The sequence below is a fragment of the Psychrobacter sp. AOP22-C1-C5 genome, from assembly GCF_052378885.1.
In the GTDB taxonomy this organism is placed as follows: Bacteria; Pseudomonadota; Gammaproteobacteria; order Pseudomonadales; family Moraxellaceae; genus Psychrobacter.
The window spans coordinates 90,120-104,159 of the sequence record NZ_JBQSYC010000005.1; the positions used below are offsets into that span (position 1 = coordinate 90,120).

General features: G+C 43.5%; 13 protein-coding genes. 2 read left to right on the forward strand and 11 right to left on the reverse strand.

Going from position 1 to position 14,040, the window contains the following annotated elements; translation table 11 throughout:
• Positions 1 to 35 precede the first annotated feature (35 nt).
• Positions 36 to 833: an enoyl-CoA hydratase/isomerase family protein gene (locus tag ACT3TH_RS08640; protein ID WP_444755442.1), complete on the reverse strand. Its 798-nt coding sequence runs from the start codon at positions 831 to 833 to the stop codon at positions 36 to 38.
• A gap of 273 nt (positions 834 to 1,106) precedes the next feature.
• Here ACT3TH_RS08640 and ACT3TH_RS08645 point away from each other — a divergent pair, with 273 nt between their 5' ends.
• The gene (locus ACT3TH_RS08645) at positions 1,107 to 1,919 is read left to right on the forward strand and encodes an alpha/beta fold hydrolase (protein WP_444755443.1); all 813 of its coding nucleotides are present in this window, start codon (positions 1,107 to 1,109) and stop codon (positions 1,917 to 1,919) included.
• Between the two features lie 283 nt (positions 1,920 to 2,202).
• Here the strand turns inward: ACT3TH_RS08645 and ACT3TH_RS08650 are convergent, their stop codons facing one another.
• The 7 genes from ACT3TH_RS08650 to ACT3TH_RS08680 form a co-directional block, all read right to left on the reverse strand.
• Positions 2,203 to 3,279 (reverse strand): HpcH/HpaI aldolase/citrate lyase family protein, encoded by a 1,077-nt coding sequence (locus ACT3TH_RS08650; RefSeq protein WP_444755444.1) that lies wholly within the window; start codon positions 3,277 to 3,279, stop codon positions 2,203 to 2,205.
• A gap of 108 nt (positions 3,280 to 3,387) precedes the next feature.
• On the reverse strand, positions 3,388 to 4,569 hold the full coding sequence (locus ACT3TH_RS08655; RefSeq protein ID WP_444755445.1) for a cysteine protease StiP domain-containing protein: 1,182 nt from the start codon (positions 4,567 to 4,569) through the stop codon (positions 3,388 to 3,390).
• A gap of 48 nt (positions 4,570 to 4,617) precedes the next feature.
• A complete protein-coding gene (locus ACT3TH_RS08660; protein WP_444755446.1) occupies positions 4,618 to 5,460 on the reverse strand; it encodes an HAD hydrolase family protein in 843 nt (280 codons plus the stop codon).
• The gene (locus tag ACT3TH_RS08665) at positions 5,457 to 6,131 is read right to left on the reverse strand and encodes a hypothetical protein (RefSeq protein WP_444755447.1); all 675 of its coding nucleotides are present in this window, start codon (positions 6,129 to 6,131) and stop codon (positions 5,457 to 5,459) included. Before ACT3TH_RS08665 ends, ACT3TH_RS08660 begins: the two co-directional genes overlap by 4 nt.
• Positions 6,118 to 7,416: a phosphoribosyltransferase domain-containing protein gene (locus tag ACT3TH_RS08670; RefSeq protein WP_444755448.1), complete on the reverse strand. Its 1,299-nt coding sequence runs from the start codon at positions 7,414 to 7,416 to the stop codon at positions 6,118 to 6,120. The genes ACT3TH_RS08665 and ACT3TH_RS08670 overlap by 14 nt, the downstream gene beginning before the upstream one ends.
• A gap of 44 nt (positions 7,417 to 7,460) precedes the next feature.
• A complete protein-coding gene (locus ACT3TH_RS08675; protein WP_444755449.1) occupies positions 7,461 to 8,678 on the reverse strand; it encodes a trypsin-like peptidase domain-containing protein in 1,218 nt (405 codons plus the stop codon).
• A gap of 73 nt (positions 8,679 to 8,751) precedes the next feature.
• Positions 8,752 to 9,894: an ATP-grasp domain-containing protein gene (locus ACT3TH_RS08680; protein ID WP_444755450.1), complete on the reverse strand. Its 1,143-nt coding sequence runs from the start codon at positions 9,892 to 9,894 to the stop codon at positions 8,752 to 8,754.
• Between the two features lie 343 nt (positions 9,895 to 10,237).
• On the opposite strand from ACT3TH_RS08680, the gene ACT3TH_RS08685 reads away from it, so the two are divergent.
• Complete coding sequence (locus ACT3TH_RS08685; RefSeq protein WP_444755451.1) at positions 10,238 to 11,530, forward strand: TerD family protein; 1,293 nt, start codon at positions 10,238 to 10,240, stop codon at positions 11,528 to 11,530.
• 104 nt (positions 11,531 to 11,634) lie between these two features.
• On the opposite strand, the gene ACT3TH_RS08690 is transcribed toward ACT3TH_RS08685, so the two are convergent.
• The 3 genes from ACT3TH_RS08690 to ACT3TH_RS08700 all read right to left on the reverse strand — a co-directional run bounded on the left by ACT3TH_RS08690 (position 11,635) and on the right by ACT3TH_RS08700 (position 13,851).
• Positions 11,635 to 12,243, reverse strand: a complete 609-nt coding sequence (locus ACT3TH_RS08690) for a TerD family protein (RefSeq protein WP_444755452.1) — start codon at positions 12,241 to 12,243, stop codon at positions 11,635 to 11,637.
• Positions 12,244 to 12,303: 60 nt separating this feature from the next.
• Complete coding sequence (locus ACT3TH_RS08695) at positions 12,304 to 13,056, reverse strand: TIGR00266 family protein (protein ID WP_444755453.1); 753 nt, start codon at positions 13,054 to 13,056, stop codon at positions 12,304 to 12,306.
• Between the two features lie 219 nt (positions 13,057 to 13,275).
• Positions 13,276 to 13,851 (reverse strand): TerD family protein, encoded by a 576-nt coding sequence (locus tag ACT3TH_RS08700; protein WP_444755454.1) that lies wholly within the window; start codon positions 13,849 to 13,851, stop codon positions 13,276 to 13,278.
• Positions 13,852 to 14,040 lie beyond the last annotated feature (189 nt).

A 14,040-nucleotide genomic window follows, 5' to 3' on the forward strand; every position in this document is an offset into this window, starting at 1 on the left:
CCCTTTTATTAGAAAAGAGCTTTTAGGTTGATGAACTACTTACCCTGATAAACCGGCTTGCGCTTTTCTATAAAGGCGCTGACTCCTTCTATAAAATCATCAGTTTTTGCCATCATCGTCTGTTGTTCAACCTCCATATCTAAGGCTTCGTTCAAACCAGCAAAAGCGTGTACATTGAACATATGCTTCATAGAAGCCAAAGCCTTGCCTGGCAATTGGCTTAATCGTAGGGCCAATGCTTGTACAGTGGCGTCTAGCTCATCAGCACTAACCACATGGTTCACAAGATTTAAGCGCGCCATATCGTCAGCTTTAAGTTTATCGCCCAGCATCACAAGCTCAGTGGCTTTTGCTGTACCAACCAGTTGATTTAATAAATAAATACCACCCGCATCGGGAATCAAACCAATATTAACAAAGGCTTGAACAAACTTTGCGTTGTCTGCTGCAATACGAAAGTCGCAAGTGAGCGCCAAGTTCATGCCAGCACCTGCCACTGCACCTTCTAGTTTGGCAATGATCGGTTTATGGACATGACGCAACTTTAAACTGACTTCTCCTGCGCCCTCTACCATCCCTTTTAGTTTGTTAGAAACAATGTCCTTGTCCAATCCTTCAGACAACATCTCTTTAATATCACCGCCACTTGAAAAATTACCACCAGACCCTTGTAAAATAATCACCCGTACCTGATCATCGGCCGCTGCTGCATCCAGCGCTTTTAATACGTTGTTTTTCAAAGGCGTCCCAAAAGCATTTAAGCTCTTTGGATCGTTAAAAGTAATGGTGGCAATGTGCTGGTCAACTTGATAATCGACTATAGGCTGTGACATTCTATATTCCTTCAATGGTTTATTATTTATGCTGATTACTATAGCAGCTTGTCATAATTATAAAAGTCGGTTTCGTAGGCGCTTAAGACACATCGAATGTGGGTCGGGTATTTAAATTGCCATGCAGTTCTATGTCACCGCGTAAGTACACAGAGCAGTCACAAAAAGGCTATCACCTAATCTTTTAATGGATTATGCTAAATGCAAGACCCGTGTCAGGGGCTTATGCAGTAAGAAGCTTACCTCTCTAATCGATCAAAAAAGGATGTGGTTATGCCGACTATCAAGATTAATAACGCTGATATTTATTTTGAGGACAGTGCGCCAAATGATAGGCAAAAGCCAGTGATGGTGTTTGCTCATGGTCTACTGTGGAACACGCGGATGTATGACAAGCAAGTCGAGCACTTTCAAGAAAACTATCGTTGTATTGCCTTTGACTTTCGCGGGCAAGGTCAGTCGCAAGTGACCAAGGCGGGTTATGACATGGAGACACTCACTGAGGACACGCTTGAATTACTTACAGCGCTTGATATTGAACAGTGTCACTTTGTTGGATTATCAATGGGCGGCTTTATCGGACAGCGTATTGCAATTAAGCGTCCTGAGTTGCTGCTATCGCTCATCTTGTTAGAAACCTCTGCTGATCCTGAAGACCCCAAAAACGTGCCGCAGTATCGTAAACTTGTCAAAGCCATCCGTTGGTTGGGTATCAAGCGCGTGAGCAGCAAGGTGATGCCGATTATGTTTGGCAGTAGTTTTTTAGCAGATAAGTCGCGTCAATCTGAACGCAAGCAATGGCTAACGATGTTACAAGGCAATCGTAAGGGCGGCGTGATTAAGGCGACGATGGGTGTCATTGAGCGGATAGGTACTTACGAGCAGCTTGTTGATATTACGACGCCGACACTTATCATCGTTGGTGACGAAGACGCTGCGACCCCTTATGCAAAGTCTGAGCGCATGCATTTTGCGATTGCAGGCTCCAAACTTGCCGTCATTAAAGGTGCTGGTCATACAGCAACCGTTGAGGAACCTGAACAAGTCAACCGAGTTATGAGTCAGTTTTTAGAAAACTGTGTGTAAATTACTTGGTTTTGACCGCTCACTTCTGGCGTTCAATACCGTATAAAAAGGCCGCTATCATCATTTGATAGCGGCCTTTTTTTGTATAGTCTGGCATTTATACAATCTATAGTCAGTCTTAAATAAAATAATGAGAAGTATTGCAACGCGCTACTAAGATAATTGTTCCTTGCTTGCTGTTTTTGCGCAGACAGAGGCTGCGGCTGTGCAAAATTTATCTCAGTAGCGTTGTATTTATTTCATAGTAGACACCGACTATAGCAAGCAAATAAATCCTTAACGTCTACAACCCTGCGCTATAGTCGATACTACCGTCGTCAACTTTTCCAAACACCTCAGCTCGGTTCACAATTTCAGTCGCCCAAGCGCGATGTGTGGCAGGCTCAAGCATGGTGTTGTTGTATTTGAACACCGCCTTGGCTTCACTATGAAGTATTGCTTGCGCTTCATCCAAAATACTCGATGGTACGCGATATGCCTGCTGTACCAAAGCAATTTGGCTTGGATGAATGACGGTTTTGCCGACCAATCCTAAGCTGACATCATGAGTCAACTCTTGCATAAACAGCGTTGGCTGATCCAAATACTCAAAGACTGGCGCAGTCAGATAAAAGCCATGCGGCACAAAGCAACCAAGTAGTTGATAGGCGAGAGTGCCGATAGGGGTATCATAGACAATGCTGTTTTTGGGTCGTCGTAAGCGCAATGTGGCAAACAAGTCATTGCCACCGATACGCAGTGCAAAGACTGGCTGGCTAAAGGCTTCTTTAAAACCGATGGCAAGCTCTTGATTGTGATGCGGATTGAATAAAGCAGCAGTTTCAAGGGTTGGCATGAGCAGATGATCGGCACTCAGATTCTGACAAGCCATACGCCAATTGGACAAGCTACACATATCAACTTTTGGCATAACAAAACCGTCGATAAGATCAATATGGGCATAGTCAGCCAGCTGCTGTAGCATCAACGGATTGCGTGGACGTATAAATACCAATGGACGGGTAGGATGCTCTGCTTGTTGTTCGTTTTGAAGACCTGCTTGTTTTGAGGGGTCGTTGATACTATCGATGTGCGTGGCCCACGTGTAGAGCAGCGCTTGCAAACGTTCGAGTGCCAATTCGACATCGTTAGAGCTGACGGCATCTTCTAAACAAATGATAATACTATTAATCGTTGGGAGTTTATCACGCGTGATTACTTGCCAAATATCTTGGCGAGTCGCAGGCATATAAAGGCTGGCACCAAGCTGATAAGGATGATGGGTATGCGGCCTAACCATTGCATGACGCTCAGTAATCAGATGCGCGTAGGACTGGGTATGGCTATAAATATTTGGCTCATTTTTTAACAAATTTGACATAATCGGCATCGTAAGTAGTGAGTGGTTGTAAAGGTAGAATGTATGACGAATTGACAGGTTCACTCAGGCCGTCAAATGATTCATACACAGTTCTAAACGTAGCAATGATTAATGATCTTTGGTGCGCTGCTTGATAAGAGTAATGGCTTGGTAAGGCAGTATTTTATCACCTAATACACTGATAGTGATGTTTCTCTGCATGCATAAATGTCGCAGTAATATGGTGTCAGGGTGTTCAGCGCTTGCCAGTAGTATGCGCTCAGGCTCTCGTCGCAATATTGCGCGAGTCGCCTCAGCAATTGTCGGCTTGATACGGTTGCGATTGGTAATATTGTAGTCTGCTGCCAGTTTATCTATTAAATCAGCTGTCTGATAACGTGGTTGTTTAAACATTGGTAAGCATTGAGAAGTTTGAGATAAGCCGCGCCGTGCCGCATTGATATGATCGATAAAGGCTAAGCTATGATCTGTCTCAATTAAATTGTCATAAAAGACACTGCGATGTAGTCCGGATTGCGGTTCAGTATATAGGCTGCGTGATATGAGTCCTGATACCGTACTGTTTAGTAGTCCTGAGGGAATCAACCAATCATCTTCGCTGGCCGCAAGCCAAGCGACACCCGCTGGGTCAGCCAAGGTCAATAATGGAATGACATCTGTACCCTGATGAAAAATATTAGCAAAATTGGGATGATTTGGGTCACTGAATGCCTCTAAACTACGAGCCAGCTCTTGATAAATTGCGCCTTTACCTGTCCAACCGTCGACAAATACAATGGGACTATCTGGATAAGCTTCTAACAGCATTTGCAAGGCGATCGGATCAAGACCGCGGTCACGAATGATGCTGATACCATAATGTACACTTGGTAGCGAATAACTGCTGTCTCTATCGATAAGTGCCCTTTGTAACAATACGCCAATTGGTAAACCTGCCCGCACTAAACTGACTAATACTAATGGGTGCTCATCACTAACGTGTGGTCGAAAAACATGATTCAGTGTATAGGCCAAGTGAGCGATATCAGTCGCTGTTCGCTGAGTACCTTGCTCTAATGCCTGGATATACAGCTGCTCATGCATTGCACTCGGTGCATCTTCCAACGTCAACATGTCTGAATAATGACGTTGTCCACTTTGGATAAAAGCTTCTTTTTGACTGACAGGCACATCGGCGACAGCGTCTTTATTGACAATGTCGAGCAGTACCGTCACATCGCTGGCAAGATAGCTGCCTGAGCCGTAATTTTCTAAATCCGCTCTTTTTGTATGTTCATTATTTAAGATCATAGTAGAAATATTAGCACTCGTTGTGATGATAAGAAGAATATACGTCCATTACTGAGCATAACGTTGCTCATGTAGCTGACCATGATTGGGCATACCATACCAGTCGAGCAGTTGCAAAAATGGTAGGTCAGCTAGACTGTCACCAAAGCCAAAGCTTGGACGTAGACTATCTAAATGATTTTGCAATAAGAACTGCACTGCATGACGCTTATGAACCGCATGTGGCAGTATCGCAAGGTTGTTTGCATTCACATGAACATAAAAATGTGACTCAAAATCTGGTATCAGCGTCGGCAGCTGGTTTGCCAAATCTACCAATACTTGATGGTCTTTTTGTGCGTGTTTGATAGCTAAGTAAATGGTCAGTTGCGTATCGTTAGAACGGTTGTCAGAGCCATCATGAAAGCTGTCGACATGCGGCGTCAATACCAAGTTATTAAAAAAAGTTTCGGTTGTTTCAGAAAGACTGTCAATCAATGCCGTAAGCTGTTGTAGTTTCTCTTGTATTGGAGTTAACGCCCCATACATATACTGTTGCCACTCGCTGAGTAATTCACCATCGGTGTTTAAAATGATCGCGCCATGGGTCAGTACTTGCCAGCTATTAAAAGGCAATTTTACGCGTTTGATTTCGTTGCGATCACGTGCCGTCACGACGATTAAATCAGTGCTAGCCAGGAGCCAATTAAAAAACGTGGCTTGGCGCTGACTCATAAAACTTAACGGCGCACCTTGTTTGTTGACTGTGGCACAAACCAAGCGCTCAGATTCGGCAGTGGGTAAATCCCACGCGTCGATTTTACGCTGGGTTTGGAATAGAGTGTCGTCCAAATCCATTAGTGCATAAGGTTTGATGATATTTGGATTGGATTCGAAAAATGGGATAGTCATGTGTCATTCATACCTTGATTGTTTTTAAATAATTCGCTTTGATACAAAAAACTATCGATAACATCTTTTGTTCTTAAATATGCTTTTACTCCATCAATTCTCATCAGTAAATATATTTCCAACACGAAAATTGGCGCTACTGCCAAATAAAATAGCACCTTACTTTCTAGAAATGATACGAAGAAGACTGACATAATTACTATCCAAAATAAGAATCCTATAATAGTAAGAGCAGTGAGTTTTCGAAAATTATTCACCCAATAATTTGTCAAGATGTTGAAACTCTTTACATATTTACCATTTTCAAATTTTATGATATTGCTTGATTTCAAGTCACTAAGCTCATACAGGCTAATTTCTAAGCGACTTTGAGACATTAAAAATTCTATTTCTTCAACTTTATACTCTTTAAGTAGATAAAAGCGTCTATAAAAAAGTTGCTTGATTAAAAACGGTTGATTGCTTAATCGTTCAACGAAACTGTCATCATCGATGATTTTGTATAGCACCTCAAATTGTTTATCGTCTTTGGCATCGATACGATTGATAAGATAATTAAAAACTCTTGCCAATAAAAAAACGACTGCAAAAATGAGGGCGAGGACAGCCAGAATATTGTCACTAAGTCCCAACGCTATTTTGATATTGCTTAAAAACTCAGTGACGCCCACTGTCTGCACCTACCACCAGTACATTATCTAAACCCTTCCAAAGATCATCGACGCTGTCGGCTGACGTCTCTACGCATAAGACGATCAAATCCCATTCATTCGGATCAACATTGTAGGCAAAATTGGTCATGCCAAGCCCATAATTATCACTAAAGCTCAACATGGTCGTAATCGCGCCACCCAGTGCAATCGGCGAGCGTGTCAAAGCACTAAAGTTGACGGTAGAAAGAGTTGAGTCCTGGTTCTGCGCTTGTGTATCAAGCCATTCTGCCAATAAAAAAGGCAACCAAACAAACTCATTACTTCCTAACACCAATACTCGTTGTGGTAATGAGGCTTCATGAGCACTTTCTTGACTGTAGAATTTCTTAAAGCCGGCTTGAAAGCTTGCCAAATAATTATCAAAGCCTTCTGTACTATTGAGGGTTGGAAAGCGTCCCCAATTGCCAGTATTACCCAAAGCTTGGCTGCCAGCTTCAGTCGTATCGACCGAGGGCATAATAATAGGTTCAGGGTTAGGGGCGTCTGTCCACTGCCAAGCACCAGACAGTAAGTGATGACGATAGAAGTTAATACCAGCTAACCGAGCAGCCATTGGCTCAGGCGTGGCGTTATCTGCTGTTTCATGCGGCTTTTTTTGATCCAATGACCAGTCAACCAAAGTGGTTAGGTGTACCGTTTCTAATTGCGTCAGCCCTGCATTACGTAATGCGGTCACGACATTGATGCAGGTATTGCCCGTCGACGCTTCATCGTCGACCATAATTAAAGTCTTAGTAGCAAGCAACTGCGCTTGAGTGACGGCGTCTGAGCTTTGATAAATCAAATGCTGGCTGGCATGACTGTGATCTTCGCTAAAAGTCGTCAATAGAGTGTCGGTGCTATCGTCGTCATGCTGTGCGTGACGCGTAGAATTCAACAAAAGAGCCTGCGGATAGCGCGCTTGCAGTGCTTGATGCACACCAGCTGATAAGCCAACGGCAGTTTCGGCCATACCAATGACCAACATTGGCTGAGGTAAATCACTAGGGACTAAATTTGCCAACTCTGTAAAAGCATGACGCATTGTACTAGGCGTGACGGGAATGTGACGACCCAGCACTTTTGATACAAATAGGAATGCTCGCTTTGGATTGATACGCTGCGCAAAACCAAGTAAATCTTCTAATTGATAGCTGTTGTGGTTGTCTGAATCATGGCTACTGGTAGCAGAGTTGATTTGATAAACCAGATCGAGCGTACCCCGTGGCAGGGTAATGGCCGTACTGTGTTGCTTGTTTGACATTCATGTTCCTTTGTACTTTTTATTTTATAAATTTACCAGTTTTTTTAGCCCTGACACCCTACCAACCATAGCGCACCACGGCTTTGTTTGCTTAACTGCGGCGTGGTGAGCGCTGTCGTTTTAATACTGGACGCGTCTGCTAAACTGTCTAGGCCAATTCCCGCACTCGCGAGCAGCGCAGATAATAACTGAAATTTCACAGCATAGTTCATATTTTGTGCATGCTCATGAACGAGGCTAGAGGTCACCATTCCGATGACCTCACCAGTTGGTAGTAATAAAGGACTGCCACTAGAGCCGGGTTGAATGGGAGCTGTGAACTGCATGTAACGAATATCGTCACTAAACCCTGTCAGACCCGAGATACAGCCTTGCGTGACTTGCAGCTGGCTACTGACTCCTGACAACGGGAATCCCAAGGTCGTAATGGTTTCGCCCAAATTATCATAACACTGCTGCGCCAGCGGTAAATAGCTGGGAAGTGGCTCATTCACTCTAATAATAGCCGAATCGCTACCGACATCGCTGAGCACTACCTGCGCCTCACGATCTGGCTGACCTTGCTGCCGTATACCAATCATTGCCGCTGATTCAATCACATGATGACAAGTCAATAGATGATAAGAATCGATAGCAAAAGCAGTACCTGTCCATGTCTCACCTGCTTGCACTTGACGAGGTCGCCGCGTCTCATTATTAGCATGAATGCGCTGTTGCTCTGCTTCTTGAATGAGGGCATGCGCATTTGGCGAACGAGTATCAAGACTGACTTGCACTCGGTGCTCAAGGCTCGCTAATCCTTGAGTGGTTTCACCAAGTGCACGGCATTTAAACTGTCCATTGCGTCGGTATATTTCTAGTAAAATAGCCGCCTTGGCATGGCGCTCATTTGCTGTGAAATCATATTGAATAGCGCCATTATTAAGTATCAGACTGACATTGTCTAGCTCAGTAGCTGGTAAGTTAAGGCTAGGCTCGTGATAAGCGTATGCAATCAGTTGTAAAAAACTCACGCCTTGCGTATCAAATAGCTTAGGTAGATTCAACAGCCAAGTGCTTGCATCATTTAACGTTGCCCAATCTTTAGGTTCATGAAGATAGGCGGGACTACAAGCTGCTTTACGATGCTCATCTAACGGCAACCATATCAATCCAAGCTGTTGGCCAAACCTGAGATGACTTGCCGTAGAGAAGGCGACTGAACAATTCGGTTGCGCGATAACTGTATTTGCCCCTAACACTAATGTAGTCTGTACTGTCATCCTGCGCCTCTCATCCAATCTATGTTCGGTAATGATCAGTTCTTAGGTAATGATCAGGGTTAACGCCATGTACTTACTCAGTAGCGCTTTCTTCAATTTTTACACCCGTCATAATTGAGCGCACTTGGCATGGTGTGATTTGTTTCGTAATATCCGCAAGCTTTGGTTTATCGGTCAAACCCAACCAATACGCAAAGCCGATTTGTGTCAAATCCACCCCACTATGAGTCGTGTAACCAATGCCACCCGAAGGCCGACTGTTAATCTCGAGCACACGGTGCTGACCGTGATCATCCGCTTTGGTTTGTACACTAACGATACCATCACAGCCGAAGACTTTTATCAATGGAATGACGACATCCATAACTGTTTGCTCGTAGCCAATATGCTGAATTTTACCCGTTTTATAACGAGTGACGGCAGCTAGGACTTCTCCATATTCGCACACCACATCGATTGAATATTCTTGCCCGGGTAAATAAGGCATAAGTAGCATCGGAATAGGGCGCTCATGCAGCATAAAACTGTGTGCATAAGCATTGATAAACTGAGCGGTGCTGATTCTTTTTTCTTCGGTAAAGTATAAATGTTCAAAGCTGTCATACTGCTCGCCCGTCTCTTGACCTGAATCCAGTTGCCAAAATCCTTGTGCAAAAATACCTGTGACAGGCTTGATACATAGAGGCTGATGACCATGCTCGGCAAGTAATGCTTCAAGCTCTGCAAGAGTGTCAAAGCGCCAAGCATCTGCAACAGGAATGTTGTGCTGATGACACTGTTGCATGAAGGCAAACTTATCATCGATAGATTGCAACGCGGCTACACTGGTCGCTCCTGTCAATAAGCGGATATTAGCGGCGTCAAACTCTTCACGGTGATTTTCATAATCAATGTTATTGCGTCCAGTCAATACTACTTTGGCATGGTTTTGCTGCGCTTGTTCTAAGACAAATTGCCAGCGCGGCATAACTGATTTAACAATGTCTTGACCCTGGCTGTTTGCCGCGATTGCAAACGGCTCATAATAGACCTTATCGGCAAACTCAAAAATCTCAGGTCTGTTGTGGCGGTGTGAGGCAATGATGTCAAATGGCGTCGTAGATTGGGCTTTTAATACTTGTAGGCTGGCTAACATGTCGCGCTGGCTGGCTTGACCTTCGGCTAACCAAGCAGCTGTTGGCAGTATATGGTGGGTATCGTTAGCAGGGTTATCCATAATTCTCTCTTGTTGTAAATGTTGACTGTCATTGGATAACTCAGTGTCGTCATCGCAATACTACTAGCAATATAAGTTGGACTAAACAGGAATAAGTAGCTAAATAGACTTAAAACGACCACGCCCCATATTGCTGATGGCAGCGTATATTATATACAAATGCTAGACGTTATAAATACTTCTAAGAAGATAGTATTAAGTATTTTTAAGATAATTTTTTTGAGTATTTTTAACACTTTATGAGACGAGCGCGCTGATTAAAACAAAGAGATATCCGTACTACTATAGAATAATAGCTGGCATAATAAACCCGACGAATAATAAATCATTTAAAGGATCTATAATGAGCCAAACCCAACCTCAAAAATTAGTTGCTGGTGCCAATGCGCCACTACCGACGGACAATATTAGTATCCGCATTTTAAGCCAAAGTGCCATTGATTGCGCCGCTTATCGCCTGACTACCGAAGGCAAGGTGCGCGGTGACGGCGACATGATATTTTATGGACAGACGCGTAGCGATGATGGCAGCGTCAGCTTCCGTGGTCATGACAGCGATGGATTTTTTGATATCAATTTGACCGCTCAGCCTGCAGGTATTGAAAAAATAGCCCTAGCGTTTTCTAGTGCGCAAACGCTGGCTCAAGTCGGAGATGTGGACATTCAAGTTTTGCAAGGCAGCCAAGTGCTGACGACCTGTCAATTAAGCGCTGCTGGTCGCAACGAAAAAGCCATTATCTTGGCTGAATGCTATCGCAGACAGGGCGGTTGGAAGTTTCGTTTTATCGCACAAGGGTTTGAGGGAGGACTAAAACCCTTGTCTGAGCATTTTGGGGTCGAAATTGCTGATGAAGCGCCAAGTCAGCCTCAAGCTCAAAACCAGTCACAGAGCCAATCACAAAACCAGCCGCAACCCATCAATACACAGCGACCAATCAACACACAAAAAGCGGGCAGTGCGCCACAAGTAAGCACACCACCACCGATTCCAGCCAGTTCTTCGATCAATTTAAGCAAAATCACCTTAACCAAAAATCAATCAAGCATCAATCTCAAAAAACGCGATGACTTTGGTAAAATTTCTGTCAACCTAAATTGGAACCAACGTCCAAGTACTGATAAGCAGGCTCCTAAAAAGGGCATATTGGGTGATCTCTTTAAACAGCACAAAGCGGGTGGTATCGATCTTGATGTCGGTGCAATGATTCATCTTAAAAACGGTGAAAAAACCCTCATTCAAGCGCTAGGCAATCGTTTTGGTAGTTTGCAATCAGCGCCTTATGTTTGCTTGCGTGCGGATGATAGAACAGGACAAATAAGTGGCGGGGAGTGGCTTGATATCAACGGCCAGCAGTGGTCGCAGATAGAGGAAGTGTTTATTTTTGCCTTTATCTATGATGGCGCGCCAAATTGGGCGCAAACGGATGGGGTGGTAACCATTCATGTACCAGAGCAGCCGCCGATTGAAACGCGTCTTACAGAAGGTACGAGCAACTTGCCTATGTGTGCGATTGCACGTTTGGTAAACCAGCAAGGCAGTATCAACGTTGAGCGTATTAATCAGTACTTTAAAGGGCATCAAGAAATGGATAAAGCCTTTCATTGGGGCTTTAGCTGGAAGCGTGGTAGTAAGTAATACCTAACGTAAGATGTAAAAATCAGCCCCTCTATCAGCGATAAAGGGGCTGTTGCTTATAGAGTATTGGCTGTCTTGAACAAGGCAAGGACAGCTTAAACTACTTAGGCATGCGGTGTGATAGCTGGCATTAAATCATGAAAAGTACGACCAGATGCAGTTTCACCAATCGCATGCATTTTCCATTCATTGTTGTGACGATAGACTTTTGCCATAATCATAGCAGTGTGCCCACCTTGCGCTGATAAATTGTAGCGCGCGACCTCAGCGTTGTTATTGGCATTAATGATACGACAAAACGCGTTTGCTACTGTCTCAAATGTCTGACCTGTAAAGCTATTTACCGTAAATACGAGTGATACAACATTGGCAGGTATTTTTGAGAGGTCAACGTTGATGACTTCATCATCGCCGTCGCCGTCACCAGTACGATTATCGCCTGTATGAAGGATGCTGCCATCTTTTGATTGAAGCTGATTAAACCAAATAGCATCAATGGCTTGTTTGTTACTATCAAACATGATGCACGAAGCGTCTAGATCAATAGAATCGCCGCCGCTACCACCACCGAACAATTTGCCTAAAAAGCCTCCCTTTTTATCTTGAGGGCTTTGTGCAACATCCCAACCTAAACCCAATTTTACTTGAGTAAGCTCGCCGCCAGCTTCTTTGTTGAGAGATATTTTTTGACCTTTTTGTAAGCTAATCGCCATGAGAAAATCCTTGTAGTAATTGTGAGTAGAGCATTGAGTAGTTTTTTTTATAAAATATAGCTATAACACATTGTTTAAAAATCCGTTATTGCCGCCGCGTCCACCTGAGCTAGTACCCAAGATACTTTGCAGCCAGCCTTGATAGCTATCACGATTGCGTGAACAGATAATAACCTTACCAGTACCTGAGAAGTTCAAAACCATACCTTCACCACTGGTGACCGAATTAATGATATTGCTCATGATGCCTTTTTTCTTACTGGTCGAAACAGACAGTTTATAATCAAGATTTGAGTCCCAACACACCACATGCCCGTTATCAATAATGACATCTTTATCGGGTGTTACATCAATCTCGAATAATGAGCCAAAGCCTGACACAACCACTTGACCTTGACCTTGCGTTTGCATGACCATAAAGCCGCCAGTATCACCAAATACCGCACCGCCTAAGTTACGTTGAATACTGGCTCTGATATCGATGCCTGTCTGTGCCGCAACGAAAGCACCGTCACTCAATGTATATTGCTGTGTACCGACGTCGATGATTTGCATATCACCATCAAGTGTTGGTGCAAGTAAACAATCACCTTCACCGTTGACTGCTTCAATCTGTTGCTGAAACAAGGACTCATCGTTTGCAAAGCGGCGCATGAGTGATTGCATAAGGCCACCTTGCAGCTTGCCTTTGAGCTCAAGGTTGGATTCCATCATAACCATCGCATTGGCTTCACAAAAGATCGAGTCACCTTTTTTTAGATTACAATGTAAAAAGGGCTCAATAGTACCGATTAAACTGAATGTGGCGGCCATGAGTCACAAATCCTTATTCTAATATCTTTAAAATGTGTATTTACTATAGCTGGTTTTATGCACCTTACTTCTTCAAAACTTTATTTTTTATTTTAGCTTATCAGTTAAATTTAAAGCCACCAAATGCTTTAAAAGAGCACACTTGATGGCTTTTAAATAGCACGATTATGAGTATAAACGTGCCAGTTATCTTATTAAACGAACGAGTTGGTTATGGCGTTAAACGTTTACACCATAAGAAGCGGCTAATGGGCCAAGACCACCACTAAAACCTTGACCAACTGCGCGGAATTTCCAGTCACCATTATGGCGATACAATTCGCCAAAAATCATTGCTGTCTCAGTGCTGCCATCTTCTGATAGGTCATAACGAGCGATTTCAGAATCGCCATTGTCGTTAATGACACGGATGTAAGCGTCGCCAACTTGGCCAAAGTTTTGGTTACGACCTTGACCTTCATAAATGATAGCGCAAATTGCGACTTTACTGACGTCAGCTGGAATGCTAGCAAGGTTGATTTTGATTTTTTCATCATCGCCATCGCCTTCGCCAGTGCGGTTATCACCAGTGTGCTCAACCGCGCCATTGTCCGACTTTAGGTTGTTGAAGAAGATGAAATCTTGATCATTGCGAACTTTGCCTGCTTCATTGACCAAAAAGCCAATCGCATCTAAATCGAATTCTTGACCGTCAGTGGCGCGTGGATCCCAGCCAAGACCGACTGTAATATTGGTTAAACCAGGCGCTTCTTTTGATAGGTTTACGTTGCCGCCTTTCGTTAAGCTAATAGCCATATAAATATCCTTTAGATTAATAATTGAGTGGATGGAATGACAAAAAAATGAATTAAAAATAGCAATTCATTCGATAGATAGATACAAAACGTAAGCGAGTAGGCTAATAAGCTATGTCCTAACTATCATTACGTTTTACTATACTAAGCGTTTGCTGACTAAGCAAGCCGTATTTTGTGCGCTTACTAT